The sequence below is a fragment of the Aminivibrio pyruvatiphilus genome (genome assembly GCF_004366815.1).
Classification (GTDB): domain Bacteria; phylum Synergistota; class Synergistia; order Synergistales; family Aminobacteriaceae; genus Aminivibrio; species Aminivibrio pyruvatiphilus.
Genome location: NZ_SORI01000001.1, coordinates 331,672 through 358,291, shown reverse-complemented (window position 1 = coordinate 358,291; position 26,620 = coordinate 331,672). Strand labels below are relative to the sequence as shown.

Annotated in this window: 29 protein-coding genes and 1 tRNA gene; 5 read left to right on the top strand and 25 right to left on the bottom strand. The window is 61.2% G+C overall.

Annotated elements, in window-relative coordinates:
- Positions 1 to 6 precede the first annotated feature (6 nt).
- The 13 genes from nrdD to hrcA form a co-directional block, all read right to left on the bottom strand.
- Positions 7 to 2,115: an anaerobic ribonucleoside-triphosphate reductase gene (gene nrdD, locus C8D99_RS01605; protein ID WP_133955781.1), complete on the bottom strand. Its 2,109-nt coding sequence runs from the start codon at positions 2,113 to 2,115 to the stop codon at positions 7 to 9.
- A gap of 58 nt (positions 2,116 to 2,173) precedes the next feature.
- Positions 2,174 to 2,659, bottom strand: a complete 486-nt coding sequence (gene nrdR, locus C8D99_RS01600) for a transcriptional regulator NrdR (RefSeq protein WP_133955643.1) — start codon at positions 2,657 to 2,659, stop codon at positions 2,174 to 2,176.
- Between the two features lie 224 nt (positions 2,660 to 2,883).
- Complete coding sequence (locus C8D99_RS01595) at positions 2,884 to 3,348, bottom strand: GatB/YqeY domain-containing protein (protein ID WP_133955641.1); 465 nt, start codon at positions 3,346 to 3,348, stop codon at positions 2,884 to 2,886.
- A gap of 6 nt (positions 3,349 to 3,354) precedes the next feature.
- On the bottom strand, positions 3,355 to 3,543 hold the full coding sequence (rpsU, locus tag C8D99_RS01590; RefSeq protein WP_133955639.1) for a 30S ribosomal protein S21: 189 nt from the start codon (positions 3,541 to 3,543) through the stop codon (positions 3,355 to 3,357).
- 32 nt (positions 3,544 to 3,575) lie between these two features.
- Positions 3,576 to 3,917, bottom strand: a complete 342-nt coding sequence (locus C8D99_RS01585) for a histidine triad nucleotide-binding protein (RefSeq protein WP_133955636.1) — start codon at positions 3,915 to 3,917, stop codon at positions 3,576 to 3,578.
- A 27-nt stretch (positions 3,918 to 3,944) separates the two neighbouring features.
- A complete protein-coding gene (locus C8D99_RS01580; RefSeq protein ID WP_133955634.1) occupies positions 3,945 to 4,952 on the bottom strand; it encodes a J domain-containing protein in 1,008 nt (335 codons plus the stop codon).
- A 1-nt stretch (position 4,953) separates the two neighbouring features.
- A complete protein-coding gene (locus tag C8D99_RS01575) occupies positions 4,954 to 6,528 on the bottom strand; it encodes an Hsp70 family protein (protein WP_133955632.1) in 1,575 nt (524 codons plus the stop codon).
- On the bottom strand, positions 6,525 to 7,841 hold the full coding sequence (locus C8D99_RS01570; RefSeq protein ID WP_133955630.1) for a MiaB/RimO family radical SAM methylthiotransferase: 1,317 nt from the start codon (positions 7,839 to 7,841) through the stop codon (positions 6,525 to 6,527). Before C8D99_RS01570 ends, C8D99_RS01575 begins: the two co-directional genes overlap by 4 nt.
- A complete protein-coding gene (locus tag C8D99_RS01565) occupies positions 7,819 to 8,706 on the bottom strand; it encodes a 50S ribosomal protein L11 methyltransferase (protein ID WP_133955628.1) in 888 nt (295 codons plus the stop codon). Before C8D99_RS01565 ends, C8D99_RS01570 begins: the two co-directional genes overlap by 23 nt.
- Before the next feature lie 123 nt (positions 8,707 to 8,829).
- Positions 8,830 to 9,975: a molecular chaperone DnaJ gene (gene dnaJ / locus C8D99_RS01560; RefSeq protein WP_133955626.1), complete on the bottom strand. Its 1,146-nt coding sequence runs from the start codon at positions 9,973 to 9,975 to the stop codon at positions 8,830 to 8,832.
- A 12-nt stretch (positions 9,976 to 9,987) separates the two neighbouring features.
- Complete coding sequence (gene dnaK, locus C8D99_RS01555) at positions 9,988 to 11,808, bottom strand: molecular chaperone DnaK (protein WP_133955624.1); 1,821 nt, start codon at positions 11,806 to 11,808, stop codon at positions 9,988 to 9,990.
- Positions 11,809 to 11,863: 55 nt separating this feature from the next.
- Positions 11,864 to 12,481, bottom strand: a complete 618-nt coding sequence (locus C8D99_RS01550) for a nucleotide exchange factor GrpE (protein WP_133955622.1) — start codon at positions 12,479 to 12,481, stop codon at positions 11,864 to 11,866.
- A 22-nt stretch (positions 12,482 to 12,503) separates the two neighbouring features.
- Positions 12,504 to 13,517, bottom strand: a complete 1,014-nt coding sequence (gene hrcA / locus C8D99_RS01545; protein WP_133955620.1) for a heat-inducible transcriptional repressor HrcA — start codon at positions 13,515 to 13,517, stop codon at positions 12,504 to 12,506.
- 156 nt (positions 13,518 to 13,673) lie between these two features.
- Here hrcA and C8D99_RS01540 point away from each other — a divergent pair, with 156 nt between their 5' ends.
- From C8D99_RS01540 to folK, 3 genes are all read left to right on the top strand, one after another.
- The gene (locus tag C8D99_RS01540; RefSeq protein ID WP_133955618.1) at positions 13,674 to 14,318 is read left to right on the top strand and encodes a histidine phosphatase family protein; all 645 of its coding nucleotides are present in this window, start codon (positions 13,674 to 13,676) and stop codon (positions 14,316 to 14,318) included.
- A gap of 90 nt (positions 14,319 to 14,408) precedes the next feature.
- Positions 14,409 to 15,623, top strand: coding sequence for a dihydropteroate synthase (folP, locus tag C8D99_RS01535; protein WP_166669951.1), 1,215 nt, complete (start codon positions 14,409 to 14,411; stop codon positions 15,621 to 15,623).
- Positions 15,620 to 16,114 carry a 2-amino-4-hydroxy-6-hydroxymethyldihydropteridine diphosphokinase gene (folK, locus tag C8D99_RS01530; protein ID WP_133955616.1) on the top strand — a complete coding sequence of 165 codons (495 nt, stop codon included), beginning with the start codon at positions 15,620 to 15,622 and terminating at the stop codon, positions 16,112 to 16,114. Before folP ends, folK begins: the two co-directional genes overlap by 4 nt.
- 54 nt (positions 16,115 to 16,168) lie before the next feature.
- On the opposite strand, the gene C8D99_RS01525 is transcribed toward folK, so the two are convergent.
- From C8D99_RS01525 to C8D99_RS01515, 3 genes are read right to left on the bottom strand one after another with little or no spacing between them, the layout of a single operon-like run.
- On the bottom strand, positions 16,169 to 16,633 hold the full coding sequence (locus C8D99_RS01525) for a peroxiredoxin (RefSeq protein WP_133955614.1): 465 nt from the start codon (positions 16,631 to 16,633) through the stop codon (positions 16,169 to 16,171).
- Positions 16,634 to 16,651: 18 nt separating this feature from the next.
- Positions 16,652 to 17,515, bottom strand: coding sequence for a thiamine pyrophosphate-dependent enzyme (locus C8D99_RS01520; RefSeq protein ID WP_133955612.1), 864 nt, complete (start codon positions 17,513 to 17,515; stop codon positions 16,652 to 16,654).
- Positions 17,515 to 19,254, bottom strand: a complete 1,740-nt coding sequence (locus C8D99_RS01515) for a 2-oxoacid:acceptor oxidoreductase subunit alpha (protein ID WP_133955610.1) — start codon at positions 19,252 to 19,254, stop codon at positions 17,515 to 17,517. The genes C8D99_RS01520 and C8D99_RS01515 overlap by 1 nt, the downstream gene beginning before the upstream one ends.
- Positions 19,255 to 19,418: 164 nt before the next feature.
- Between C8D99_RS01515 and C8D99_RS01510 the strand changes: the two genes are divergently transcribed.
- A complete protein-coding gene (locus tag C8D99_RS01510) occupies positions 19,419 to 19,595 on the top strand; it encodes a TFIIB-type zinc ribbon-containing protein (protein WP_133955608.1) in 177 nt (58 codons plus the stop codon).
- A gap of 92 nt (positions 19,596 to 19,687) precedes the next feature.
- Here C8D99_RS01510 and C8D99_RS01505 read toward each other — a convergent pair whose 3' ends face one another.
- Both C8D99_RS01505 and C8D99_RS01500 read right to left on the bottom strand, forming a co-directional pair.
- Complete coding sequence (locus C8D99_RS01505; protein ID WP_133955606.1) at positions 19,688 to 21,316, bottom strand: carbon starvation CstA family protein; 1,629 nt, start codon at positions 21,314 to 21,316, stop codon at positions 19,688 to 19,690.
- Positions 21,317 to 21,367: 51 nt separating this feature from the next.
- Positions 21,368 to 21,820, bottom strand: coding sequence for a hypothetical protein (locus C8D99_RS01500; RefSeq protein ID WP_133955604.1), 453 nt, complete (start codon positions 21,818 to 21,820; stop codon positions 21,368 to 21,370).
- Positions 21,821 to 22,010: 190 nt separating this feature from the next.
- On the opposite strand from C8D99_RS01500, the gene C8D99_RS01495 reads away from it, so the two are divergent.
- Positions 22,011 to 22,086: transfer RNA gene (locus C8D99_RS01495), tRNA-Val, on the top strand.
- Between the two features lie 125 nt (positions 22,087 to 22,211).
- Here the strand turns inward: C8D99_RS01495 and C8D99_RS01490 are convergent.
- The 7 genes from C8D99_RS01490 to C8D99_RS01465 form a co-directional block, all read right to left on the bottom strand.
- Positions 22,212 to 23,378 carry a permease gene (locus C8D99_RS01490; protein WP_133955602.1) on the bottom strand — a complete coding sequence of 389 codons (1,167 nt, stop codon included), beginning with the start codon at positions 23,376 to 23,378 and terminating at the stop codon, positions 22,212 to 22,214.
- An 86-nt stretch (positions 23,379 to 23,464) separates the two neighbouring features.
- Positions 23,465 to 23,707: a thioredoxin family protein gene (locus tag C8D99_RS01485; protein ID WP_133955600.1), complete on the bottom strand. Its 243-nt coding sequence runs from the start codon at positions 23,705 to 23,707 to the stop codon at positions 23,465 to 23,467.
- Between the two features lie 3 nt (positions 23,708 to 23,710).
- A complete protein-coding gene (locus tag C8D99_RS01480) occupies positions 23,711 to 24,070 on the bottom strand; it encodes an ArsR/SmtB family transcription factor (protein ID WP_243833797.1) in 360 nt (119 codons plus the stop codon).
- A gap of 128 nt (positions 24,071 to 24,198) precedes the next feature.
- The gene (locus C8D99_RS15110) at positions 24,199 to 24,342 is read right to left on the bottom strand and encodes a hypothetical protein (RefSeq protein WP_166669950.1); all 144 of its coding nucleotides are present in this window, start codon (positions 24,340 to 24,342) and stop codon (positions 24,199 to 24,201) included.
- A 12-nt stretch (positions 24,343 to 24,354) separates the two neighbouring features.
- Complete coding sequence (locus C8D99_RS01475) at positions 24,355 to 25,245, bottom strand: permease (RefSeq protein WP_133955596.1); 891 nt, start codon at positions 25,243 to 25,245, stop codon at positions 24,355 to 24,357.
- 33 nt (positions 25,246 to 25,278) lie between these two features.
- On the bottom strand, positions 25,279 to 25,971 hold the full coding sequence (locus C8D99_RS01470) for a cytochrome c biogenesis CcdA family protein (protein ID WP_133955594.1): 693 nt from the start codon (positions 25,969 to 25,971) through the stop codon (positions 25,279 to 25,281).
- Positions 25,968 to 26,474, bottom strand: coding sequence for a thioredoxin family protein (locus C8D99_RS01465; protein WP_243833808.1), 507 nt, complete (start codon positions 26,472 to 26,474; stop codon positions 25,968 to 25,970). The genes C8D99_RS01470 and C8D99_RS01465 overlap by 4 nt, the downstream gene beginning before the upstream one ends.
- Between the last annotated feature and the right edge of the window lie 146 nt (positions 26,475 to 26,620).

Below are 26,620 nucleotides of genomic sequence, written 5' to 3'. Positions count from 1 at the left end.
CGGAAATCATTCCCGCAGGCCGGACGGCTGCAGGGACGACCTCACCCGGTCCCGGAGTTCAGCCCTCTTGCCGCCGTTCCAGCTCGAGGTCCGGGTGAAATAGCCCGTGATCCTCGTAATGCCGTCCACATCACCGCTCCCGCACCATCCGCATTCCGTCCGGAGCCCACGGCTCACCCGGCCGCAGCCGTTGCAGATGGTGAACTCGGGGCTGAAGGCCACCTGGGCGTTCTCCGAGTGAAGGAAGATCTTCCGGATGAAGGACGCCAGGGCGTCCGGGTCCGGCTTGTGCTCCCCCATCCACAGGTGGGTGATGGCCCCCGCCGAGATCATGGGATGGAAGCGCCCTTCCCGGAGGACCTTGTCCGCCGGGTCCATCCGGACCGAATAGGGGATATGGCTGCTGTTGGTGTAGTAGACTTCGCCGGTGCCGGGATCGCCCTTGACCACCGACGCCGCTTCAGGCCAGGACTTGAGGTCGAGCTTGGCGAACCGGTAGGCGGTGCTCTCGGCGGGAGTCTGTTCCAGCACCATGGCGAGGCCCAGCCGCTCGGAGAGCATTTCACACTTCAGGTTCATGTACTGGACCACCGCCAGGGCGAGATCCAGGGCCTCCTTCGATTCGTGAAGCTGGAATCCGGTCATCACCTGGACCATCTCGTTCACCCCGAGGATGCCGATGAGATATTTCGCCTTGTCCAGCCGGAGATAGGCTTCTCCGTCGTGGTCCATGCAGAGAACGGAAAGGGGGCCCTTCTTGCCCTGGGCCAGGATGCCGCCGAGGAACTTCCTCTTCTGGACGTGAGCCTTCGCCGCCATCTCCATGTAATGGTCGACGAGATCGAACAGGGTTTCCCTGTCGCCGGCGCTCCGGTAGGCGAGGCGGGGGAGGTTCAGGGTCACGTTCTGCAGGGCGCAGAACCGGAGCTTCCACGGGGTCCGGGCATCAAGGAGATCCTCGTCGTCAAGCTCGAAACTCAGGCGGCAGCACTCGGAGAGCTTGACCACGTCCCCCCGGTCGAAAACATAGTAGGTGTTTCCCTTTTCCGCGGAGAGTTCGCAGGCGAGGGAGAGCATTTCCTCCCACCCTTCCTCGCGGAAGAAATCCTCGGTGATGTGCAGCAGGGGCTTGGGGAAGAAGAACGGCTGTCCCCGGCTGTCTCCCTCAAGGTAGACCCGGAAGAGGGCCTTCAGGAAGCTTTTCGCCTCGGCGGCGTAGTCGCCGTAGGTCTTTCCCGTCTCCACGCCCCCGGGGCCGATGGCGGGCACGTCCCGGAAGTGCTTCGGAATCTCGTAGTAAAGGTTGATGTCCGTGAAGGCCACCTGCCCTCCCCTGCCCCCCGCGAGCTGGTTGAACTCGAAGATGAGCATCTGGGCAAGCTGATGGACGCGTTCCTCGGAGAGTCCCGTGAGATAGGGGGCGAAAAAGGTGTTCACCGCATCCCACCCGATGGCCCCGGCGAAGTTGTTCTGCAGCACCGAGGTCATCTTCAGCAGGTGGGCCAGCAGGACGTCGGGGTGCTTCGCCGGCTTGGATATGCTCGTGATGGAGGGCAGGTTGAGGCCGAATTTCGCCACGTAGGCGATGCTCTGGCCGGAGCAGTAGGGCCGGTTCACCATTCCCAGGTCATGGAGGTGTATGGTCCCCGACAGGTGGGCTTCCGCCACGTCCCTGGAGAAGACCTTGGTGAGGGCGTACTGCTTCAGCGCAAGCTCCGCGATGGAGAGATTGATGGATTCAGGATTGTGGGTGGTGTTGCTGTTCTCCCTGTTGGGGTTCAGCATCATGGTCTCCAGGTCGTGGACCGGTATGCCGATGCGGCTGTGGTCCTGGAGCTTGGCATCCAGGCCCCGCTGGAAGAGCTTGACGTTGACGAGCTCCCTGACCAGGGACGTGGTGACCCGGTCCCGCCCCCACCGGAGAAGGTCGGACTCCACCTCGGAGGCGATCTCGCCGGCCAGGCCGGGCTCCACCCCGGCCTCCTTCACCAGGGCATCCCGGATCCGCGACGGGTGCCAGGGCTGGGTTTCCTCGTGGGCAAGGGCATCCACCATGAGGGCAAGGTCCGTGGACTCCCTCCCCGGGGCAAACATGACCATCTGCCGCCCGGGCATGTCCTTGTCCCTGCCGGGGGACGGCTCTTCCCTTCCCCTGAGGAACGCCACCTGTTCGTCAGTCTTCTTCGCCATTTCTGGAAACCTCCTTTTCGCCGATGAGACGGGCTATTTCGTGCTGGAAGCTCTGAAGATCGGTGAACTCCCGGTAGACCGAGGCAAAACGGACGTAGGCCACCTGGTTGATCTTCCGGAGGCCTTCCATGACCCTCCGGCCGATCTCCGACACGGAAACCTCCCCGTACCCTTCCGCCTTGAGATCGTCCTCTATCTTCGAGGCCAGGTCCTCTATCTGCTCGAGGGAGACAGGGAGCTTTTCGCAGGCTCTGCCTATGCCCCGGATAATTTTGTCCCGGCCGAAGGTTTCCCTGCTGCCGTCCTTCTTGATCACCCGCAGGGTCCGCTTCTCCTCGGCCTTTTCATAAGTGGTGAAGCGGCTGGAGCATTCGGGACACTCCCTCCGCCGGCGGACCACCCGGCCTTCGTCAGCGGTCCGGGTCTCGATGACCCGGGTTTCCATGGCTCCGCACGATGGACATCTCATGGGCGAACCTCCCTATATATAGTACAACCTTGGAAATGATACCCCGATATATGGTGTTTTTCCAGAGAGGCAAAAAGCCCATTCCTCTGGGTCCCGATGCCTATGGGCCGTTGTCCACAATGTCAGCGGAAAAGTTCGGGGGAAAGAAGACAAAAAAAGCCGGGTCTCCCCGGCTTTCTGTTCACTGCAATCTGGCCTGAATGCACGGATCTCTGCTGCAAGGGCTACTCGACGAGAGACTGGAGGTATTCCTGAACCTTTGTCTTTACCCGTTTCCCGTCGGCACGGCCCTTGACTGCAGCCATAACCTTGCCCATGACCCGGCCCATGTCCTTGGGACCGGCGGCTTTCGCGAGGGCGCCCGCTTCCTCGACGATCTGCCCGAGTTCTTCGTCACTGAGCTGTTCCGGAAGATAGGTCTCGAGGAACAAAGCCTCTTTCAGTTCCCGGGCTGCGCGGTCGCCGGCCGATACGGCCGTGTACTGGTCCGCTGCCTCGCGGCGCTGCTTCACAAGCCGCTGGATCAGGGAAACGACCTCGTCCTCCGACAGTTCGCCGGCGTGTCCCTTCTCCGTTTTGGCCCGCTGGAACTCCGCCTTGAGCATCCGGAGGGTGGAGAGCTCCATCTCCTTCTTCTCTTTCATGGCGGCAAGGAGATCGTCTGAAATCCGTTTCTCGAGATCAATCACCGTGTTCTACCCCCTGGACTTGGTCCGCCTCTTCCGCGCGGCCTCGGCCCGCTTCGTCTTCTTTGCTTCACTGGGCTTCTCGTAGTGCTCTCTCTTGCGCACCTCGCGCAGGGTCCCAACCTTGGAGACCTCGCGTTTGAACCGTCTGAGAGCGTCATCAAGGGATTCGTTTTCTCTCCGAACGACAGTCGTCATACACCATTCCCCCCTTTCTTCGCCACCCGCATCTACCCCGGTGGCCAGCGGAAACTGCGTCCCGCCAACAGGTGAATATGAAGGTGGGGAATCGTCTGCCCGGCCTGTTCGCCGCAGTTAATCACAAGCCTGTATCCATCCGGGGCAAACCCGAGACGGGAGGCCGTCTGCACGGCACAGTCCATGACTTTCGACCACACTTCGGGCTTTCGGACATGGGCGGCTGATTCCACGTGTTCTCTCGGTATAATCAGAAGGTGCACGGGCGCCTGCGGAGCTATATCCCGGACAACGATCACATCTTCGTCGCCGTACACTATATCCGCGGGGATCCTTCCCGCCGAAATTTCACAGAACAGACACTTTCCGTCCAAAAATCCCACCTCGCAGCTCACAGTATTCTATACCAGATTTTCGGCCCGCACAATACTCCGGGCCCAAACTCTGACGGCGGCTGAAGGATGTTTTTCCGATAGTGCGGCAAGCCTCGGGGCCGCCCACGGGGGGGCTCCCCGGGACTTCAGGATTCTCAGGAGGGGAACGAGAATACCGTCTTCATCCCTCTTCAGGAGCCTGATGAGGGCAAGGTCGTCCGGAAGAACGCCCCCAGGCCAGAGAGAAAGGGCCGCGGCAAGAACACGGGCGGACTGGTGGGAAAGAATCTTCCCCAGAATATCTCCCCTGTCCGGAAGAAGGGAGATCCACCGGAGAAAGACCAGGGCTGCCCGTTCAGGCAGGGCCCCTGCCCTGGCGGCGAGGGCTTCGGCCATCTTTCTCCTGCGGTCCGGTGAATAGTCCAGCAGGACAAGGTGTTCGAGTACGTCTTCATCCACGGGCCAGAGGCGCACCATCTCCAGGAGGGCGGCAAACACTTCCCCTTCCGGGGCCTTCCGGCCCAGGGCCCCCAGGGCAAGAAGCCGCACTCCGGGGTGGGCCCCGAGCAGGCGCATAACGATGCGGGAAACATTTCCGGCGCTCTCTCCCGCTCTTGACCTTTCAAGCAGCCGGGCAACCGAGAGCTCCGCCTCCACCAGGGCCCGCTCTACGAGCAGTTCCCGGACCCTTCCGGAGCTTTCCTCCTCTTCCTTTCTCTTTCCTGAAGGGGGGGGAGGATCCTGTCTCTTTCTCCTCCAGCGGAAGGGAGAACCTTCCCTTTCCTTCCGGGGTGCAGCGTCCGGGGATTTTCTCCCCTTTTTCAGGGCGTCGGCAACTTCTCCCGGACTCGCCGATTTCAGTACGGCATAGGCGGCGGCGATGGCCTCGAACCTGCCCGCCTCCCGTGCTCCGGCCACATCGGGGTGGAACGAGAGAGCAAGGCGGCGGAAGGCGGACCGGATCTCGCCGGGATGGGCGCCGGGAGGTATGCCGAGGATTTCAAAGCAGTCCAGTATCTCCAGGGGCACGGCCATTTCAGCGAATCACCCTCTCCATTTCGGCCACCATCTGTTCCAGGGATTCTGCGCCCTCGGGGTAACATCCCTCGTCCCGGAGACTCTTCACGGTGCGGAAGAGAACCTCTCCCCTGGCCTGCTGTGCCGGTGACAGAACCGGGGACACCCTGGCGAACCGCTTTTCAAGGTCAAGAAGATCCCCGGGCTGCTGCTCGAAGGAGGAGGCGCCGGGGGTGCCCACCTCGAGGGGCGGGATGACCGCCGTGCGCCCGTCCTCCCTGCGGATGTCGATCCGGAGCAGTCCACCCGAGTCGACGGCGAAGACGAGGACGATGACCTCTCCCTTTCCGGCGTCAGAAATCCTCACGGTGGAGATGACCCTCCCCCGGTCCCCCTGGAAAACCCTGAGGGTGAAAGGGCCGCTCCCGACGCTGGAGAATTTTTTCTCAGCCCTTACAGGGAGATGCATGCCCTTCTCCAGCAGCGGGACGGGGGTTCCGTCGGCGGCGAGAATGCCCAGGTTGTCCGACAGTACATCCAGGAGCAGCCGCTCCGTCCTGGCCTGGCTGCCGTACAGGGCAGCCCCGATGACCACCGCCTCGTCGGGGCACCGGCTGAGGTGTTCCGGCCTGGCCACCCGTTCGGCGAGAAGGGTTCTCAGGAGGGGAATCCTGCTTCCTCCTCCGACCAGCAGGAGCTTCGACGGTTCGTGTTCCTTCCAGAGAGATTCCGCCATGGCAACAACCCGTTCCAGGGACGGCCTGACCAGCCCTTCGAACTCCCTTCGGGTGACCGTTACGGAGGCGGCTCCGGGGGCTGCCGGAGGGGACCACTCATGGGAGAGGCATCCCGAGAGGGCGATCTTGACATCCTCGGCTTCAGAGAGCAGAAGGCGGTAAAGGGGCGAATCCGCTCCTCCGGGGTTCGTGCCTGTCTTTTCCGCAAGGAGCAGTGCCAGGGCGGCGTCGAAATCCCGGCCGCCGCAGGAGGGAGTTCCCCTGCTCTCGATAACCTGCCAGACCCCGCCGCCGCACTCCACCACCGACAGGTCCACAGTGCCCGCGCCGTAGTCGAGGATGAGAAATCTCCCTGACGATCCGAAGGCAAGGGCGGCCGCCGTGGGTTCGTTCACGATCCTCGACCGTGAAAAGCCGGCCGAGCGGGCGGCCCGTGCCATGGCCGACCTCTCGGCAAAGCTGAAAGAGGCCGGAACGGCGAGGACGCAGGCCTCGACAAAGGCGCCGAGAAAGGCTTCCCCGTCCTCCCTGAGAAGGGTCAGCAGCGGCACGAGGGCATCCTCGGCGGACACGGAGGCCCGGCCGCACCGCCCTTTCCACGGTGTGCCCACCTTGCGCTTCAGGTCCCACCACGTGGTGGAGGGATGCTTCATCTCCCCCGCCGCGGCGGTTTCTCCCGCGGTCCATCCGCTTCCCGTCCACGCCGTCACCGATGGAGTGGACCTTTTTCCCCAGCGGTTCGGGACGACCACGGGTCCCTGGACGCCGTCAAAAACGGCGCACAGGGCGTACCTTGTTCCGAGGTCGATTCCGAGAACGGGACCGTCTTCCCGGGGGGGCGGGCCGGCGGTCTTCACGGAATCCTCCGCCCTCTCAGGGAATCGCCGGAGATCCGGGTGATCCTCACCGGCAGCTCCTCTCCCCGCTCCGCCCTGCCCTTGGCCACCACTCTCAGGAAGGAGGGGGTCAGTCCCTGGAAGGAGTTCCCCGCCGTCTCCTCGGCGAGGACGGCAACATCGGTTCCCACCCACCGCAAAGCGTACCGCGCCAGCAGGTCATCGGCGGCGGAAAGAGCTTCACTGGATCTGCGCAGCACCGTGTCCCGGGGGACCCTGCCGGGGTAGGACCATGCCTCCGTCCCTTCCCTTGGCGAGAAGGGAAATACATGTACCTTGCCGAAGCGGCATGCTTTCATCAGGGAAAGGGTGTCGGCAAAATCCCCTTCGCTCTCACCGGGAAACCCCACGAGAACGTCGGTGCTGATGTGGAGGTCGTCGCCAAGGAAGTTTCTGGCCTTCTCCGACAGGGCCAGGAATTCCTCCGGGCCGTAGCCCCGTTTCATCCGTCCCAATACGGTGCCGCTTCCGCTCTGGAGGGGCAGGTGGAGGTGCCGGCAAAAGCCGGGCGCGGCCGCCAGGGTTTCCAGAAGCTCGTCGTCAAGTCCGAAGGGTTCGAGAGAACCGAACCGGATCCTGCGTACCCCCTCCACTGAGGCAACACGGCGGACGAGCTCCGCCAGCGAGATGGAGCCGTACTTCCCGTACAGACCGAGGTGGACTCCCGTGAGCACCACCTCGGGGCAGCCCGAAGCGGCGATCCGCTCTATTTCGGCGAGGACATCGCCGGGGTCGCGGCTCACGGGAAACCCCCGCACATAGGGGATGGCACAGTAGGAGCAGAAATGGTTGCAGCCATCCTGGATCTTCACGAAGGCCCGGGTATGGAGCAGCGGGCGGGTGAGGGAAAGATCGTCCCATTCCCTCGACCGCAATACATCGATCCGGTCTTCGGCAAAGGAAGGAGATTCCCCGCCAAGGGCAGCGGCGAGCATACCCGGCAGCTCGCCCTTGCGCCTGTTGCCCACCACTACGGCGATACCCAGGGAAGCGGCTTCTTCCCTGGTGATCTTCTGGGCCCAGCATCCGCAGGCTGCTATCACGGCATTCCGGGAAAGCCTCCGGGCCCTTCGGACCGCCTGCCGGCATTTCTTGTCCGCCATGGCAGTGACGGTGCAGCTCACCAGCACCGCCCCGTCGCACCCCTCCGGTGAATCCACGAGCTCGGCGCCGGCGTCGGCAAAGGCGTTGGCGAGGGCCTCCCCCTCATACTGGTTGGAGCGGCACCCGAGGGAGCAGATCCAGATTTTCTTACCTTCCAGGCTGTTCATCATTCCGTGCAGCCACAACTCCCCACCAGTCGTTGATCACCAGTTCGTCCACGATCCGCAGTCCCTGCTCCTCCAGGGCGGCCAGAAAGCGGTCCCGCTCCTTCGCCAGGAGTCCGGAGAAGAGCGCCCGGCCGCCTGGTGCCAGCATTCCCGGCACAGAGGGGAGCATGTCAAGGAGGGGTTCGATGATGATGTTCGCCGTGAGGAGGTTCACCGGCCCTTCCATGCCGTCCAGGAGGTTCCCTTCCTCGAGGTCCACCCTGCCGGGCTCGATGCCGTTGAGTTCCAGGTTGTGCCGGACTTCGGACAGGACGGCCGGGTCCAGGTCCCTCGCCCGCACCCTGGCTGCGCCCAACTTGACGGCCGCAATGGCGAGAATGCCCGACCCGGTGCCGATGTCGGCACCCTCCGCATCCTCGAGGGAGAGTTTTTCCATCAGGGTGAGCACGATCTGGGTGCTCTCGTGGTAGCCTGTGCCGAAGGCGGAGCCGGGGTAAATGTACAGGGGCATCCTGTCCGCCGGCTCGGTACCCCTGTGCCACGGGGCGAGCACCACCAGCCTCTCCCCCACGGGGAGGGGGGGAAAGGCGTCTTTCCAGTCGGTGTGCCACTGTTTGTTCTCTATTTTCCCCATGTCGGCGATTTTGATCTCCGGCCAGGGGCTGAGGGCTTCTTCCAGCCGCTCAACCCAGAACCCCAGGTCCTGGGATGTGCGGTAATAGGCCCTGATGAGGGCTGAGCTGCCTGCCCCGCTCTCCTCCGACCCGATGCTTCCCGACATTTCAGCGAGGGATGCGAGCACTTCCTCACTCCCGGGGCCTCCTTCCAGGGTGACATACCACCAGTAGCTGTCTGTCGTATTCGTCATGGAAAATCTCCTCCGGGAATATGAAGTAAGGGAGGCTTAAGCCTCCCTTAAACAGAAAAAGTGTACCAGATGAGGAGCGGTTTTGACAGGGAGGCGGGACGGATATCCCCCGGGACCGGTTGCCTAGGAGTCGAAGAGGTTGCGGAAAAACTTGCCGAAAACCCCGGAGTCCTCCACTTCCACCCGCATCTCCCGGGCCAGCTCCTCGAGGAGGGCCCGCTGCCGGTCTGTCAGCTTCTTCGGCACATCCACCACGACGTGGACGTGAAGATCCCCCGTTCCCCTGGCCCCCCGAAGCCGGGGCATTCCCTTCCCCCGGAGAGTGAAAACCTTTCCGGGCTGGGTTCCCGCCGGAATGGAAAGATTCTCCGGTTCGCCCGAGAGGACCGGAACCGGCACCGTGCATCCCAGGGCCGCCTGGGGGAAGGAGAGGACCAGCCTGGTGTGGAGGTCCGCGCCGTCCCTCTTGAAATCGGGGTGTTCCTCCACCGAGACCACCAGAAAGAGGTCGCCGGAAGAACCTCCGTTGGTCCCGGGCTCACCTTCGCCGGCGATGCGGAGCCTGGTGCCCGTATCCACCCCGGCGGGGATTTTCACCTCCACCCTGTGGGTCTTCCGGGTACGCCCTGCGCCGCCGCAGGACGGGCATTTTTCCTTTACAACCCTGCCCGCGCCGTTGCAGCGGGGACAGGCGTTTACCGTCACGAACTGGCCGAAGGGCGTGTGCTGTTTTGTCTCAACCTGCCCTCTGCCGCCGCAGGCCGGGCAGGTCTCGGGAGAGGTCCCGGCCTTCGCGCCGGAGCCGCCGCACTCCCCGCAGGACTCCCACCGGGGGATCTGGAACTCCCTGGTCACGCCCCCTGCTGCTTCGAGGAGGGTGACCTCCGTTTCCATCTCGAGGTCGGCTCCCCTCCGGGGGGCGTTGGGGCTGGTCCTTCTCCGGCCTCCCGCGCCCCCGAAGAGATTGTCGAAAATATCGCCGAAGATGTCGCCCACACCTCCGCCGAATCCGTCGAAGGGGCTTCCTCCGGGCATGTCGCCCACGGTGCCGAACTGGTCGTACTGGGCCCGCTTCTGGGCATCGCTCAGAATTTCATAGGCCTGGTTTATCTTCTTGAAATGCTCTTCCGCTTCCTTGTTTCCGGGGTTGGCGTCAGGGTGGTACTTCCGCACCAGCTGCCTGTACGCCTTCTTGATCTCAGCCGCGGAGGCGTCCCGCGAAACCCCGAGCACCTGGTACAGATCGTCGGTCTCTCCCCGGCCGTACATCTTCGGTCACTCCTACGCCTGGCCCTGATCGCTGAATTCAGCGTCCACGGTCTCCCCGTCCGGGGCGCCCGCGCTCCCGCCGTTCCCCCCATCCCCCTGGGCCGACGCCTGGGAGTAGAGCCTGGTCGAGAAGTCCTGCACGGCTTTCTCGAGCTTCGACTTCGCCGACCGGATGGCGTCGAGATCCTCGCCGGACAGCAGGCGGCGCACCTCTTCCATGGCCGAGGTTATGGCCCCCTTCTCCTCGGGGGTCATCTTGTCGCCGTTCTCTGACATCAGCCGTTCAGCGCCGTAGGCTGCGCTGTCGGCCTCGTTCCGGGTCTCGGCCGTCTCGCGCTTCTTTTTGTCGTCTTCCTCGAAGGTCTCGGCATCGGTCTTCATCCGCTCGATGTCGTCCTTCGACAGGTTGGACGAGTGGATGGAGATGTTCTGGGCCTTGCCGGTGCCCTTGTCCTTGGCTGCCACGTTCAGGATGCCGTTCACGTCGATGTTGAAAGTCACCTCGATCTGGGGGATGCCCCGGGGTGCCGGAGGAATGCCGTCGAGGACGAAGGTGCCGAGCTTCACGTTGTCGGCGGCCATGGCCCGCTCTCCCTGGAGCACCACGATCTCCACCTGGGTCTGGTTGTTGCCCGCGGTGGTGAAGACCTGGCTCTTGGACACGGGGATGGCGGTGTTTCTCTCGATGACCTTGGTGAAGACGCCGCCGAGGGTCTCGAGGCCCAGGGAGAGGGGCGTCACGTCCACGAGGACGATATCCTTGTGGTCTCCGGCGAGGATGGCGCCCTGGATGGCCGCGCCCGCGGCGACGCATTCGTCGGGGTTGATTCCCTTGGTGGGATCCTTGCCGAGAAGTTCCTTTATCTTCCTCTGGACCATGGGCATCCTGGTGGAGCCGCCCACGAGCAGGATCTTGTCGATTTCGCCGGCGGACAGGCCAGAGTCCTGCAGGGCCTGGCGGGTGGGCTTCACCGTCCGCTCCAGCAGGTCGGCGGTCATTTCCTCGAATTTAGCCCTGGAGAGGTTCATCTCGAGGTGCTTGGGGCCCGAGGCGTTGGCGGTGATGAAGGGCAGGGAAATGGTGGTCTCCGGCATGGAGGAAAGCTCCACCTTGGCCTTCTCGGCCGCTTCCCGGAGACGCTGCCCGGCCATGCGGTCGTTCCGGAGGTCGATGCCCTCGCTCTTTTTGAACTCCTCGACCATCCAGTTGACGATGCGCATGTCCCAGTCGTCGCCGCCCAGACGGTTGTCACCCGCTGTGGCGAGCACCTCGAACACGCCCTCCCCCACGTCGAGGATGGACACGTCGAAGGTGCCGCCGCCGAGGTCGAACACCAGGATCTTGTGCTCTCCCTGCTTGTTCTCCCCGTAGGCGAGGCAGGCGGCCGTAGGCTCGTTGATGATCCGGAGAACCTCGAGGCCGGCGATGGACCCGGCGTCCTTGGTGGCCTGCCGCTGGGCATCGGTGAAGTAGGCGGGAACGGTGATCACCGCCCTGGTCACGGGTTCTCCGAGGTAGTCCTCGGCGTCCCTCTTCATCTTCTGCAGGATCATGGAGGAAATCTCCTGGGGGGTGTACTTCTTCCCGTCGATCTCCACCTTGTGGTCCGTTCCCATTTCCCTCTTTATGGAAAGGACGGTGCGGTCGCCGTTTACGATGGCCTGCCGTTTCGCGAGCTGGCCAACGAGACGTTCCCCTTCCTTCGTGAAGGCCACCACCGACGGGGTGGTGCGGTTTCCCTCCGAACTGGGGATGATGGTCGTAACATCACCCTCCTGAACGGCGATGCAGCTGTTGGTTGTTCCAAGGTCAATTCCTACTACTTTCGACATTCATCTCACCTCATGAAGTGTAAAAAATCAAATACGGGCCCGAAGGCTCATTCGGTCATTCGGTCACTTGCTGCGCGCAGGATGCCACTTTCACCTTCGCCGGGCGGAGCACCCGTTCCCCGGAGCGGTATCCCGGCTGGATCTCCCCGGTGATGATGCCGTTCTTTTCCGGATCGTCCGTCTCCTCGGCGGCCACGGCTTCGTGGATCTCGGGAGAGAAGGGCATCCCCACGGTGGGAATCCTCTCCACGCCCATACTTTCGAGCACGGACAGAAACTGGCGCCGCACCATGGTCACCCCCTGAAGGATACTTCTGCCGTCTGCGGCACCCTCCGCGGCGAGAGCCCGATCGAGGTTGTCCAGCACCGGCAGGAATTCCATGGCCTTTTCTTCTCCGGCCATGACCCGCTCCCTCTGCCGGTCCCGCTCGATCCTCTTCCTGTAGTTGAAGAAGTCAGCCCGGGCCGCGGCAAGGGCTGAAGCCAGCTCCCTGTTGCGCTCCTCGAGGTCTGCTATAAGAGCGTGGAAATCCGCAGCCTCCGGAGCGCCGCACTCATCTTCGGTGGCAGTCTCCTCCGGGGTACCCTCCGGCAGAAGCGTTTCCGCCTCCTGCACCTCCCGGGGCATATCTTCAGGCCGCTCCGCGGCCCTGTCCTTTTCTTTCCTGCTCATGGTTCCTTCTCCTTTCGGCGGTTCAGTTCACAAGGGAATCGTCAAGGTCTTCAGCAATGGTCTCGAGGATGGAGATGGATTTCTCGTAGTCCATCCTCAGGGGGCCTATGAGGCCCAGAATGGTCCTGCGCCCGTATCCTGGCGCGGGGACGAGGACCAGGGAACATTCCTTCATTTCTTCCGAAATTTCCTCTCCTATGGTCACGGAGACACCCTGCTTGATACTGTAGCGTTCCACCATGTCCGCCAGGGCCTGCTCCTGCTCCAGGAGGGACAGCACCGTCTGGAACTTTCCGATGTCCTGGAAGTCGGGGAGATTCAGGATGTGCTGCGCCCCGCCGACGAACAGCCGGGAGTTCCTCCTGTTAAGAATGGCGTCCATCTGGACCAGGGCCTCCCTGCAGGTATCCCAGACCCGCTCCAGGCCGTCGAGAACGTAGGTGAAGAGGGCGTCCCGAACCTGTCCCCAGGGGTGGCCGCACGCCACGGCGGAAATCTTCCTGGCGAGGTCGTCCAGAATATCCGGGGAGATCTCGCAGGGAAGCTGGATGTTGGCATGATGCACCAACCCGCCCTCCAGGACGATGAGCACCAGGACGGTGCTTCCCCCGAGCCGGACGAAATTCACCCGCTGGATCTGCACTTCCCCCAGGGCTGAGAGGGCGGCCACGCCGACACAGTTAGTGGCTTTTCCCAGAAGCTGGGACACATAGCCGAGAATGGAGTCCACTCCCTGCCTGCGCTCCCGGATTTCCTTCTTCCATTTTTCCGTCTCTGCGGGGGCCGAACGGCGGCGCTGCATGATGGAGTCCACGTAGAGGCGGTAGGCCTTCGACGTGGGGAGCCTCCCGGCGGACGTGTGGGGCTGGTAGAAATACCCCATCTCCTCCAGGTCGGCCATCTCGTTGCGGATGGTGGCCGGGCTGCTTCCCCGGAGGTATTTTTTCGATATGGTCCTCGAACCGGCGGGCTCGCCGGTCTGGATATACTCATACACTACTGACAGCACGATTTCGAGCTGCCGCTCGGTAAGCATGACGCCACCTCCCGCTCGTTAGCACTCTTTCGATATGAGTGCCAACACGATTCCACCGAGAGGTAGAGTAACAATCCGTGATATTATTGTCAAGACTGGTCAGACGGATTTTTCCATTTTCCGGCCGCTTCCCGGCCGGACAAGGGAGGATGCAGAATGAAAGAACCTGAACGAACCACCATACTTCTGGCGCGGCACGGCGAATGCCGGGGAAATATCGAGGGCCTTTTCCGGGGAAGGGTGGACTTTCCTCTCAACGAACGGGGCCTCCGGCAGGCAGCCGAGCTCGGGACCGCCCTTCGCCCCTTCCGCCCTGAAGCGGTGGTGACGAGCCCCCTGCTTCGGGCAAAAAGCACCGCCCAGGCCATCGCCGCCGCCTGTTCCATCCAGGTGGAGGAGGACGATGGTTTCAACAACACCTGCCTCGGGATCTGGGAAGGCCGTCCCAAGACGGAAATCGCGGAGCTCTATCCTGAGCAGTGGAAAATGTGGCTGGAAAATCCCGAGGAGCTCTCCGTGGAGGGAGCGGAATCCATGGACGAAGTAATGAGGCGCTCCATGGCGGCCCTCGACAGGGCAGTGGCGAAATACCGGGGCGGAACCTTCGCAGCAGTCACCCACAGAACGGTCATCAAGCCTCTTCTCGCCGGTTGCCTCGGCATAGCGTCGCCCTACTTCTGGAAGGTCCATATGGACACAGCGTCCTACTCCATCCTTGTCCACGATGATCTCCACGGCTATTCCCTCTTCTCGCTGAATCGGACGGACCACCTTTCCGGCTTCACCACCGAATGGGTGTGAGGAACGGGAGGAATGGACCCTTGACCGCCCCGAAGGGACACTATATCATCGGAACGGCACTGCCCACATTCCCGGGAAGGAGCTCCCGCCGTGATCGCTTACCCGCTTCCTGCACAAAGCCGTGAAGACCTCCTCGCGGCACTGCGCCTCATCGGCGCCGACCCTCGCTCCAACGCGTACTTCGAACCCAAGAGGGATCTTCTTTCCCTGTTTATTCCGAAAGCCGACTTCCGGGCGGCGGCCTTCCTGAAGCAGGAGCTGCTCGCCCGCGGCGGGGACGCCGTGGTGAACCGGGGCGTCATCTCCTGCGAGGCGTCAGAGAGCGCCGTGCTCCTCCTGGGGACCCCGGGGCAGCTCCGGTCACTGACGGAGAAACTGGGGGCCCTCCCCTGCTGGGGCCTTCCCGGAATCAGAGAAGGCCTGTCCCGGGCTCTTGCCGGCATGGACAGGTCCGCCTGGACATTTTCCTTCCGGGAGGGCAGAGTCCTTTCCCTCGGGAAACGGACCGCCGTCATGGGCATCCTGAACCTGACCTCCGACTCCTTTTACGCAAAGAGCCGGATCCCGCCTGAGGACGACCTCCTCTCCCGGGCGCGGTCCATGGTTGCAGCAGGCGCAGCCGTTCTCGACCTCGGAGCGGAATCCACCCGCCCAGGCTCGGACCCGGTGCCGGAAGCGGAGGAAACGGGACGGCTTCTCCCCGCCGTCGCGGCCGTCCGGAAGGCCTTTCCGGAGACGGTGATCTCCGCCGACACCTGGAAGGCAAAAGTAGCCCTCGAAGCCGTCCGGGCAGGAGCCGACATCATCAACGACATTTCGGGCCTGGGCTTCGACCCCGATCTCCCCGGAGCGGTGGCGGAATCAGGAGCGGCCCTCGTCCTCTCCCACATCCAGGGGACGCCCCGGGACATGCAGAAAGACCCCAAATACGAAGACACCGTGGGGGACATCCTCCGCTATTTCGAGGAACGGCTCTCCCTGGCCGAAAAGGCGGGAATTCCGGCGGAGCGGATCATCCTCGACCCGGGACTGGGATTCGGCAAGCGCCGAGAGGACAACCTCAGGATCCTGAGGAATCTGGACGCGTTCCGCGTTTTCGGACGCCCCCTGCTCATCGGCCATTCGAGAAAGGGATTCATCGGCGCGACCCTCGGTCTTGACGCCCCGGAGGATCGGCTGGAGGGCACTCTGGCGGTCACGGCGCTCTGCGGACTGCACCATGCAGCCCTCGTCCGGGTTCACGACGTGGAGGAAAATGTCCGGGTTCTCTCCATGCTCGGCGCCATCGGGGAGTGCCGGGAATGAGCACCGTGGGCCTTTCCCTGGGCAGCAACCTCGGAGACCGGCTGCTCCTCCTCCGGAAGGCAGTGTCTCTGCTCAGGAACGCCGGCCTTGCCGTCCTTGCCTCCAGCGACGTATTTGAAACCCCTCCCTGGGGCGTGGAAGACCAGCCCCGCTTTCTGAACGCCTGTGTCCTGGCGGAAACCAGCCTCCTCCCCGAGGATCTCCTCGATCTGCTGAAACAGATGGAAGGCGCCCTGGGCAGGACCCCGGAAAAACGGTGGGGGCCCCGGGTCATCGACCTGGATATTCTTTTTTACGACGGGCTGACTGTCCGGTCGGACCGGCTGACCGTCCCACACCGGGAAATGGCGGCAAGGGCCTTCGTGCTCCTGCCCCTGGCCCAGATTGCCCCGGAATGGAGGCACCCCGAAACGGGACTCACGCCTGAGGAAATGATCCGGCTTCTGCCCCCCGCCGAGACCGGCGGCATCCTCCGGATCTGCACCCTCTGATACGGCATGACGGAAAAGAGGCGGAAAAAATCTCCGCCTCATCCGTTCCGCGCGTCAGACGGCCAGTCCCTTCAGTGCCTCGAGAACCTCATCGGCGTGCCCGGCCACCTTCACCTTCCTGAAGGTCTTCACGGCCTTCCCGCCGGGATCCGCGATGACGGTGGAACGCTCCACTCCCATGTATTCCCTGCCGTACATTTTCTTGGCCGCCCAGAATCCGCAGGCTTCAATGAAGCCGTGGTCCGGATCGCTCAGAAGGGGGAAGGAAATGCCCAGTTTTTCGGCAAATTTCCGGTGGCTCTCCGGCGAATCGGGGCTGATTCCTGCCACTGCGCAGTGCAGTGCTTCAAATGCGGGCATCCTGTCCGCAAAGTCCCTCACTTCGCTGGTTCACCCCGAGGTATTGTCCTTGCTGTAGAAAAAGAGGACAAGCCATCTGCCTTCAAAATCCGCCGCCGTCCATTCTTTCCCGTCTCCGTCGGAGAGGCGGAACGGGGGGAGCCCGTTTCCTTCCTTCATGTCCGTTTCCTCCCTTTCTTAACCGGCCATAGAGGCCAGCAGCTCCTTCACTGCCTTCCGGGGCGCCTCCCGGCGGAAGAGAGGCCGGTCGTCCTTCCGGTAGGCCGCCAGGGTTTCCTCGAAAAGGGGAACCCCTTCCTTCCTGTAGAGAACGCCCAGGGGGAAGGGACCTTCCTGGAGGAGGGCCAGCTCCATGGCCTTGCCGAAATCCTCCTCCTCATGCCCCTCCAGGGTGTAGGTGTTGTCCATGAACCACTTGTAGGTATTCACGGAGTTGAAGGAAACACAGGGCTGGAAGATGTCCACCAGGGCGTATCCCTTGTGTCGGACGGCCCTCTTGATGATTTCCTTTGTCTGGTCGCCGTTTCCGGCGAAGGCCCGGGCCACGAAGGTCGCTCCCTGTACCAGGGCGGCTGCCAGAGGGTTGAAGGGCTGTGCATGGACCCCGTCCACCTGGACGGAGGTGCGGAATCCCCTCGGGCTCGTGGGTGAAGCCTGCCCCTTTGTGAGGCCGTAGACCATGTTGTTGAACACAAGGTTGGTGATCCCGGGATTCCGCCTGATGGTATGGGTGAAATGATTCCCGCCCTCGCCGTACATGTCGCCGTCCCCTCCCACGGCGATGACCTCCAGGGCGGGGTTTGCCGCCTTGATGGCCGTTGCGTTGGAGAGGGCCCGTCCGTGGAGGCCGTTGAAAAAATGGGCCTTCATGTAATGGGGTGTTTTTGCCGCCTGCCCTATCCCCGAGACCATGACCACGTCCAGGGGCCCGAGACCGAGCTCGGCAAGGGCCTTCTTGATGGAGTCGAGGATTTTGAAATCCCCGCATCCGGGGCACCACGAAAGATCAATTCCCGGAAGATCGAATGCCGTGGAGTCCATCATCTGCCGCCTCCTTTGCCGGGAAGAATTTCGCCGAGCCTGTCCGCGACCTCTTCCACAGAGAACTGAAGTCCGTTGTATTTCAGCACCGTGCGGTCCGCCGCCACGCCGAAGGTTTTCCGAAGCAGCCCGGCGAACTGGCCGGTGCTGTTTCCCTCCACCACGGCGGTGAACGACGCTTTCCGCAGAAGATCCCCGGCGGACGGCGAGAGGGGCCACACCTGTTCGAAGGCCAGCAGGGCCGTGTCGTCCCGCCCGAGACATTCGAGGGCTTCCCGGACGATGGGGAAGGTGGATCCCCAGCAGATCACCAGGTTCGAGAAGGATTCCGGTCCGACCAGCACCGGGGGAAGGGCACACTCCTCCATTCCCGCGAACTTCCGCATCCGCTTGTCCTGCATCCTGGTCCTGAGATCGAAGTCCTCGTAGACGTGCCCCACCTCGTCGTGCTCGTGGCTGTCCGCCCCCACGATGCCCTTTCCCCAGCCGGGAACGCCGAAGGGCGAGCAGCCGTCAGCGGTATCCTCGTAGCGCCGGTACTCCGCCGCCGTCTCCGGGACCGGGGAGGGCTCCTCCAGCCACTCGAGGGCGTCCGAATCCAGGTTGTAGAAGGCGTTCATGAAATACTGGTCCGTCAGCACGATGGCCGGCGTCTGGTACTGCAGTGCTATTTCAAAGGCTTTCTGGGTCAGCCTGAAGGCACTCTCCATGGTTCCGGGGGCAAACAAAGCCCGCGGAAATTCGCCGTGGCCGGAATAAAGGGCAAGCTCCAGGTCCGCCTGCTCCGTCCGGGTGGCCATGCCCGTGGCAGGGCCCGGTCTCTGAGAAAGGTGCACCACCACCGGGGCCTCCATGACGCCCGCCAGGCTGAGCCCCTCCGCCATGAGGGCGAAACCTCCCCCTGAGGTAGTCACCAGGGGGCGGGCTCCCGCATAGGAAGCCCCCACCGCCATGTTTATGGCGGCGAGCTCGTCCTCCACCTGCTCCACCACCGCTCCCGCTTTTCCGGCGTGCTTCGCGAAGAAGGAGAGCACCCCCGTCGCCGGGGACATGGGATAGGCGGTGACGAAATTGCAGCCTGCCGCCATGGCTCCCAGGGAAACGGCATCGCTCCCGTTGAGTATGACCTTCCGCCCTCCCGGGTTCCTGGACCGGCCCTGCAGTACGCCTCCTTCACCGGCAAGAGGAAGGCCCAGTTCGTACCCCTTCCTGACAGCTCCGATATTGCGTGCCACCACGTCGTCCTTACCGGCGAACCGCTTCCTGTAAAAAGCCTCCGCTCCTTCCGTTCCCAGTCCGAGCACTCCGAGGAGGACACCGGCGGCGATGGAGTTGGAGTAGATCTTTCCCCCGGCCTCTTTCGCCATGGACGACAGGGGAATGTCCACATAGGAGGCTCCGAGGTCTTCAAGCTCCCCCTTCAGTTCCTCCCTGTCTCCGAGAATGACCGTGCCGGCGGTGATCCTCTCCAGGATGTTCCTGCGAACGTTCCGGCTCAGGGCAACGAGAATATCTATCCTGTCGATCAGGGCATCCACGGGTTCGGAGGCTATCCGGAGCTCGGTGGAGTTGTTCCCGCCCCGGACGCGGGACATGTACTCCCTGGATCCGAAGACGCAAAAACCTTCGTCCACTATGATTCCCGCCAGCATGTCCTCCACGGTCTGGATACCCAGCCCCGCGGCTCCGCACAGGACGCAGCAGACGTCCCGCCTCTCCTTCAGCGATGAAAAGAGCATGTTCGTCCTCCCTTCGATTTCAAGCTGGACTTATTATACCCTCTGGCACAGGCAGGTGCGGAGACCTTTCCTCTCCGGGGCGATCTGGTATAATATGGGATAAGTTCTTTTGCCGATACACGAGCATTTCATCAATGCCGGAAAAAATGCGGAGGTGATTTTCCATGGGAAAATTTCGATGCCTGTCGTGCAAAAGCGAATTTGAACTGGAAGAAAAGGCGGCAGCCATGAGATGTCCCAGGTGCGGGAGCAGGTTCGTAGAAGTGCTCGACGCCGCCAACAGAAAGCGGGGGAAGTCCTGGAGCGCCAAGTCGTTCAGCGTGGGAAAAAGCGGCAAATAACCGTAAGCATGCACCGCAGAAACACTTTTTCGGAATACAGAAGAGGGAAGGCCGAATAACGGCCTTCCCTCTCTTTTCTGCCGGTCTGACCTTTACAGATCCTTCTGGGCCTGCTTCAGGGCCTTCATGGATTCAAAGACCATCAACAGGGCAAGGACAAGGAGAATGATGGAAGGAACCACGAGGACGTAGTTCGGGCTGGCGTAGGCGAGGTTGTCCTTGATCATGATGCCCAGGGCCGCCACGGTGGTCACAAGCATGAACCACATGGGAACCATGGCGAACTGGTTGTTCTTTTTCAGTCCCTTGGCAACCCAGACGCCGATGGCCAGAAGAGCAAGGGCCGCAACAAGCTGGTTGGACGCACCGAAAATGGGCCAGATCGCAGCCCAGGCGGGTATGACGTTGCCGGTGGGACCGTGGGTCTTTGTGAGCAGAAGGGCCATGGCCGCAGCAATGGTGATGATGGTGGCAGTGTACTTGTCCACCTTCATGTTGGAAAGCTCCTGGATCTGGTAGCGGGTCAAACGGGTGGCCGTGTCAAGGGAGGTAAGAAGGAAGGAGTTGATGGCCAGGAGCCCCAGGGACATGCCGACCTTGGGGTCGATACCGACGATGGCCGCGAACTTTCCGAAGCCCTCGGCGTAGGTGATGGTGGGGCCGCCCTTTGCGATGACGCCGCTCAGCATGACCGTGCCGATGGCAATGACTGCCACGACGCCTTCAAGCAGCATGGAGCCGTAGCCCACGAGAACCGTGTCCTTCTCTTTCTTCAGCTGCTTGGAGGTGGTGCCGCTGCCGACCAGGGAGTGGAAACCGGACACTGCGCCGCACGCAACGATGATGAAGAGCATGGGCCAGATGTACTGCCCGTTGGCCACGAATCCCTTGAAGGCAGGAAGAACGACCTGGAAGTTCTCGCCCCTGCCCATGATCATGCCGATGGCACCGATGATGACCGCGAAATAGAGGAAGTAGGAGGCAAGGTAATCCCGGGGCTGGAGAAGAAGCCATACGGGAAGGACAGACGCGAAGAAGATGTAGCCCACAAGGGCCCAGCGCCAGGTCTCCATAGGAAGCTGGAAAACTGTTGCAACCCAGGGAGAGTAGTTGCCGTACCAGCAGGCGTAGATGACGATAGGGACCATGACCACGGTCATGAGCCACAGGGGCACGCGATACTTGTAGATCAGCACGCCGAACAGAAGGGCCATGCCGATGTACAGGGAGGCCGAGAAGGCCACAGCGGGGTCTGCCGCGAAGGATCCTGCGGAAAGCTGCAGGAACACGGCGACCACGAGGATGAGGGCAAGGATGGTGAAGCAGAGGAAGAGGACCTTGCCTCTCCGCCCGATCCATTTGTCCACAACTTCTCCCACCGATTTGCCGTCATGGCGCATGGATGCCACGAGGGCGCCCATGTCGTGGGGACCGCCGATGAAAGCGGAGCCGATAAGGCACCACAGGTAGGCCGGCAGCCAGCCGAACATGGCGGCTGCGGTGATGGGACCGACTATGGGGCCTGCGCCGGCGATGGATGCGAAATGGTGACCCAGAAGGACGGCCGGATGGGCCGGGCAGTAGTCGATACCGTCAAACATCGCTTCAGCAGGGGTCGGATTGTTGTCGTTCAGATCGTATACCCCGGCCATGTACGAACCATACACCTTATAACAAATTGCAAACAAGACGATAGCAATAAGGAACAGGATTGCGAGCAAATCATTCACCTCCGAAAATATGAAAAGAGTGTGAAAAAATGGATGGAACCGCTATTTTTCCAGTACACCACCTCCAGACTCGCTTTTCCGTGAGCGGAGAAGTTCCAGCGCTTTATCCACGAGGGGGGCAAGATCCTTGACCCGTTTTTCAAAGCGTCCCCCGGGCGTAAAGGTGTGTACCTCCGCATACCCGCGGAACCCGAAAAGAAACGACCGGATGGAACATTTCTCAGCTGATTCCGCTCCCTCAACGAAAAGATAGCGCTGCGTCATGAGGTCGGGCTGGGGCCTGCAGCTTTTTAGAATCCGCTGCCTGTCCGCCTTCCCGTGGTGGCTCCAAATGATGTAGTCATCCGCGTAGTATCTGCAAACCTCGCCTATCAGCGCACTCTTTACGAATGTAACCCTTCGGCAAACCCCTTTCATTCCGTCGGAATTCCAGGGGGAAAAGCCCCAGTATTCCCACAGGTCGGAAACCAGTCCCAAGTCTGAAATATCGGTCACTTAACCATCACCTGCCGCACCGATTATACTCCTCATAGAAAAAATAGGAAGGGATTTAAGTTCCCTTCCGCCGTAATTTCTATCAAAAATTCAGTAAGGTTTCCTGGAGAATGATGAACCAAAACGATGTCTTCCAAAGATTTTTCGGCTTGCAAAGGGGCCCGAGGCACGGTATAATACCGCGTGTTTCGGGCGATTAGCTCAGCGGAAGTAGCGCTTCCTTCACACGGAAGAGGTCACTGGTTCGATCCCAGTATCGCCCACCATTGATGAGAAAAGGCTCCGGCAAAATGCCGGAGCCTTTTTTTTCTTTTCAGGGAAGGAGTCTGGAAGGCCCCGGTCCGTACCGGGCATTCCCGCCGTCCGTCTCTAAAAAACTCCACCTATACCGTCAGGAAAACATCATGCCGAACAGCATGCCCGCCGCTGTGGACAGAAGGACAACCAGGACGACATACGTTCCCGTCTTCCTGGGCCCCAGAATGCTGTTGATGACCAGCATGCTGGGCAGGGAGAGGGCCGGACCCGCCAGAAGCAGGGCGAGGGCCGGCCCCTTGCCCATGCCGGCCCCGATAAGTCCCTGGAGTATGGGCACTTCGGTGAGGGTTGCGAAATACATGAACGCGCCGGATACCGAGGCGAAGAAATTTGCCCCGAGAGAGTTCCCTCCGACGAGCATGGCCACGTAGCGGCTCGGGATGAGGGCCTCGTGGCCGGGACGCCCCAGGAGAAAGCCCGCCACAAGAACACCGCCGAAGAGCAGGGGCATGACCTGGAGGGCGTATCCCCATGTTGACGTGTACCAGTCCTGCCGCTCGTCCCGGGAGAACCACATCCGGGCGGTCAGCACCGTGACGGCGAGTCCTGCCCCTGAGAGCATCCACTTCAGGTTGTAAACCCCTTCCCAGAATGCGCTGGAGGTCTTCGGGGCGGCCCAATTGGCGAATACGAGAAACACCACCATGCCGGCCATGTACACAACCGTCTTCCACAGGGAACGACCGACCTCTTCCTCCGGGAGCTGGGCGAACCCCTCCTGGCGGACCTGTTCCTCTTTGCCGAAGATGGCGGCCATGAGAAGGCCGATCACCACGCTGAAGATCACCGCTCCCACAGCCCTCGCAATGCCCAGCTCAAGGCCGAGAACCCGGGCCGTGAGAACGATGGCGAGAACATTGATGGCGGGTCCGGAGTATAGAAAGGCTGTCGCAGGGCCCAGACCGGCACCCCGCATGTAAATTCCGGCAAACAGGGGAAGCACTGTACAGGAACAGACGGCAAGCACCGTCCCGGAGACAGATGCCACGGAATAGGCAATCCATTTCCTCGCCTTCGCCCCGAGGTACTTCATCACCGACTGCTGGCTCACGAACACCGAAATGGCACCTGCGATGAAGAATGCGGGGATCAGGCAGAGAAGAACGTGCTCCCTGGCATAGTCGGACATCATGGCCACGGATTCCGCCAGACCTGCCAATACACGTTCGTTCCCCTCGGGGAGGAAGTAAAAGGTCAGGAAGAAAGCGGCTATCCAGAAAAATTTCTTGCGGTCACTCATGAAATATTCATCTCCATCTAGGTGGCATTTTCTTCACTTAATTTGTCCAAAAAAACCCGGTACCCCGGGGGACTGTCCTTCGCTTATCAGTTCTGCGCCGATGCGAGGAGCTCCTTCACTTTTTCAAATGAGGGAAGGCTTCCTGCGGCAAGCACCTTTCCGTTTACTGCCAGTCCAGGTGTCGATACCACGCCGAAGGCTATAATTTCGGAGATTCCCGTAACTTTTTCAATCTCGAAATTTATCCCGAGTTCACCGGCAGCCCGTTCAGCCAGTTCAGCCAGTTTTTTGCACTTGGGGCACCCCGTTCCCAGTATCTGAATCTTCATTTCCTATGTCTCCTCCTCATTTTCATCGTTTGGTAAGCTTCCGCACAAACAGGGTGAAAGAACCACCTCGACCTTCTCTCCCAGTACAACTTTCTCTACGCAGGAAAGGAGGGAAGCAAGGCACCGGATCCGCAGACTGTAATACACATTAAGACCGTCCTTGCGGCTCTCTAGTATGCCCAGGCTTTTCATCATCGCAAGGTGCTTGCTTATCGTCGTCCTGTCAAAATGAAACATTTCCGCTATATCGCAGACGCACATTTCCCGGCAGGCAAGGGCTTCCACTACCCGAAGCCGGACAGGATGGGCAATCCCCTTCAGAATCGCCGCTTTTTCTTCCTGGAGCTTTTCTTTTGTTTTCAACCGCCTTCCCCCCATTATGTGGCAATAATACCACATAATGAAAAAAGATCAAGCGTGAAGTCCCTTTCATCGATCCGGACCTCTTCATCCTGATGGGAAACCTTTCCAGATTCCCATCTCCACAGGATTTACTTTTCTTCCTTTTTCTCCTGCGCGGTTTCTTTGTTCACTGATTCTTCTTCCGGGACTTCTTCGATCTTCACGTTGCAGCACCCGCATCCGCAGCCGCCTTTAAACATCCTGCCGAAGAAACTCTCTTTCTTTTCCGTCATTAGAACCGCCTCCTATATCTGAATGAAATTAAAGACCACGCCCGCCAGAACGGCGGTCGAAAAAACCAGCGCAACGAAGACGCACACGAGGCGAGGCTTGAAAATCCCCGCAAGCATGCTCATCTCCGGGATGCTCATTCCCGCTCCTCCGATGACGAGGGCGATCACCGCCCCGAGGCTCATCCCCTTCTGCGTCAGGGCGACGCCTATGGGAATCACCGTTTCCGCCCGGACGTAGAGGGGAATGCCGATGATCGCGGCGACCGGTATGGCCAGGGGATTCCCCGGTCCGGCGAGATTCGCGACGAATTCGTTCGGAACGTAGCCGTAGATGACGGCGCCGATGGCGACGCCGGCGACGAGATAGACGAGGACCCCCCGAAAGTCGGCCCACGCACCCGAAAATGCCCGGCGGAGTTTCGCCCAGAACGAGGGAAGCCGCTCCCGCGCACCGTGTCCTCCGCTTACGCGGACGTTCTTCACGTCTTTGGCGAGACCGAAGGATTCGAGCAGCATTCCGCTGAACATCGCGATCACGAAGGTCACGGCCCCGTACGTCAGGCATGCTTTCCACCCAAGCAACGCCCAGAACATGGCCATGATGATCGGGTTCAGAAGAGGAGAGGCGAGGACGAAGGAGAGCGTCGCTCCGAAAGGCACTCCGGCGCGCAGGAAGCCCACCGTCATGGGAATGGTGGAGCAGGAACAGAAGGGCGTTATGGCCCCGAGCGCCGCGCCAAGGAAGTTCCCGAGCAGCCCTTTCGAAGACATCCGGCGGCGGATCGCGTCGTCGGAGACGTACTCGAAGATCAGCCCGATAAGCGTGCTCACCCCGAGGAAGAGAATCGTCAATTCGAGAAATATGAACGCGAAGAACTGAAGCGAATCGACGAACGTATTCATTGCATCCCTTCTTTCACAGATCGAGTGTTCGTCTTAAAAACCCAGATAGAACATGGCGAAGGAGATTAGCAGCGCTCCCGCGCCGAGGCAGTACTTCAACACGATACTGAAAACACCGTACTTTTTGTTCGCGACAAGTTTCGCCGCGAAACCGACCGAGGTTCCCGCCGCCAGTACAAGAATGCTGTGCCCCAGGGAATAAAGAAGGAGCAGCAATATTCCGCGACCGATTTCCCCGCTTCCCGCGACGATGCTCAGCAGCACGACGAGGACCGGCGTGGCGCAGGGGGACGAGAAGAAGCCGCCCAGGACACCCGCGAGGAAGGCTCCGGCGTACCCTCGTTTTGTGTTCTTCGACAGCAGGTTCGTCGACGGAAGGAAATTGAAGATTTCCAGTATCTGGAGTCCCATGAGCAACATGAGGACTCCGAGGAGGATATACCACCACGAGGAGGACGTCCCCATGAGCCGGCCCAGCATGGAGGCAGCGGCGCCGAGAACCGTGAAGGTCAGCGCCATACCAGCCGAGAAGACCGCTGATAGGACAAACCCTTTCCGCGGGTCGCCTGCAGCCGTCCCTCCGACGTAGGCAATCACGAGGGGGACGCTCGTCAGTGCGCAGGGAGTGACGGAGGTCGCCAATCCGGCCAGCAGGGCGAGAAGCGGCGCGAGCGTCGTGCCTGCACGAATGGATTCCGAAAGTGCGGCAAGCCAGCCGTCGATCATTCCACGCCCATCTCCTTCAGCGCCGCGAGGAGCTGCGCCTTCGTCATGCCGCCCTCGTGGACGGTAAAGACGTGCGTATTCGTATCCTTTGTGGCATACATCTGCATCGGAACTCCTATTGACTCGGAGGGAGTGAAAGGCTTTCCTTCCCTGTCGAAAAAGAACTGGGTCGGTATCGCCCGGAGGGGGTAACCTTCCGCAAGGTTCTTGTGTTTCCAGACATCGACGAACCTTATGATCGCCTTTCCTTGAAGCGTTTCGTTCAGCTCCTTGAGTACGGGCGCCATCTCCTTGCACGGCACGCACGAGTCGGCGCCGAAGTCGATGATGATCGGCAGCCCGTAGGACTTCAGCTTTTCAAGGTTGATCGCTTCCGTTACGTAGAGAGCGAAATCGGGATTTCGGTCTGGAGCGGAGGAGAGTTCCCGAAGAGCCTCTTTTTCCCTGTTCTTGACGAGCCAGATGCCGCCTATGACTAGGGAGATGAGAAGGATCGCCATCACTTTGAGCAACGGCCTTTTGATCGATGCCGGGGACTGGTGATTTTGCTCCATTCGGCCTGATCTTCCTTTCCAGAATGTTGTTTTTTTCTAATTGATAAACATTAAGAGGCTGAAGAGGGGAATACATGCACCCCCTCTTCAGCAGG

Coding starts and splice junctions, on each gene's coding strand:
- nrdD (WP_133955781.1), bottom strand. CDS start 2,115: ATGCCCGGGCGGCAGATGGTCATGTTTGCCCCGGGGAGGGAGTCCACG.
- nrdR (WP_133955643.1), bottom strand. CDS start 2,659: ATGAGATGTCCATCGTGCGGAGCCATGGAAACCCGGGTCATCGAGACC.
- rpsU (WP_133955639.1), bottom strand. CDS start 3,543: ATGACGACTGTCGTTCGGAGAGAAAACGAATCCCTTGATGACGCTCTC.
- C8D99_RS01580 (WP_133955634.1), bottom strand. CDS start 4,952: ATGGCCGTGCCCCTGGAGATACTGGACTGCTTTGAAATCCTCGGCATA.
- C8D99_RS01570 (WP_133955630.1), bottom strand. CDS start 7,841: ATGATGAACAGCCTGGAAGGTAAGAAAATCTGGATCTGCTCCCTCGGG.
- C8D99_RS01565 (WP_133955628.1), bottom strand. CDS start 8,706: ATGACGAATACGACAGACAGCTACTGGTGGTATGTCACCCTGGAAGGA.
- dnaJ (WP_133955626.1), bottom strand. CDS start 9,975: ATGTACGGCCGGGGAGAGACCGACGATCTGTACCAGGTGCTCGGGGTT.
- dnaK (WP_133955624.1), bottom strand. CDS start 11,808: ATGTCGAAAGTAGTAGGAATTGACCTTGGAACAACCAACAGCTGCATC.
- C8D99_RS01550 (WP_133955622.1), bottom strand. CDS start 12,481: ATGAGCAGGAAAGAAAAGGACAGGGCCGCGGAGCGGCCTGAAGATATG.
- hrcA (WP_133955620.1), bottom strand. CDS start 13,517: ATGCTTACCGAGCGGCAGCTCGAAATCGTGCTGTCAGTAGTGTATGAG.
- C8D99_RS01540 (WP_133955618.1), top strand. CDS start 13,674: ATGAAAGAACCTGAACGAACCACCATACTTCTGGCGCGGCACGGCGAA.
- folK (WP_133955616.1), top strand. CDS start 15,620: ATGAGCACCGTGGGCCTTTCCCTGGGCAGCAACCTCGGAGACCGGCTG.
- C8D99_RS01520 (WP_133955612.1), bottom strand. CDS start 17,515: ATGGACTCCACGGCATTCGATCTTCCGGGAATTGATCTTTCGTGGTGC.
- C8D99_RS01515 (WP_133955610.1), bottom strand. CDS start 19,254: ATGCTCTTTTCATCGCTGAAGGAGAGGCGGGACGTCTGCTGCGTCCTG.
- C8D99_RS01510 (WP_133955608.1), top strand. CDS start 19,419: ATGGGAAAATTTCGATGCCTGTCGTGCAAAAGCGAATTTGAACTGGAA.
- C8D99_RS01490 (WP_133955602.1), bottom strand. CDS start 23,378: ATGAGTGACCGCAAGAAATTTTTCTGGATAGCCGCTTTCTTCCTGACC.
- C8D99_RS01485 (WP_133955600.1), bottom strand. CDS start 23,707: ATGAAGATTCAGATACTGGGAACGGGGTGCCCCAAGTGCAAAAAACTG.
- C8D99_RS15110 (WP_166669950.1), bottom strand. CDS start 24,342: ATGACGGAAAAGAAAGAGAGTTTCTTCGGCAGGATGTTTAAAGGCGGC.
- C8D99_RS01475 (WP_133955596.1), bottom strand. CDS start 25,245: ATGAATACGTTCGTCGATTCGCTTCAGTTCTTCGCGTTCATATTTCTC.
- C8D99_RS01470 (WP_133955594.1), bottom strand. CDS start 25,971: ATGATCGACGGCTGGCTTGCCGCACTTTCGGAATCCATTCGTGCAGGC.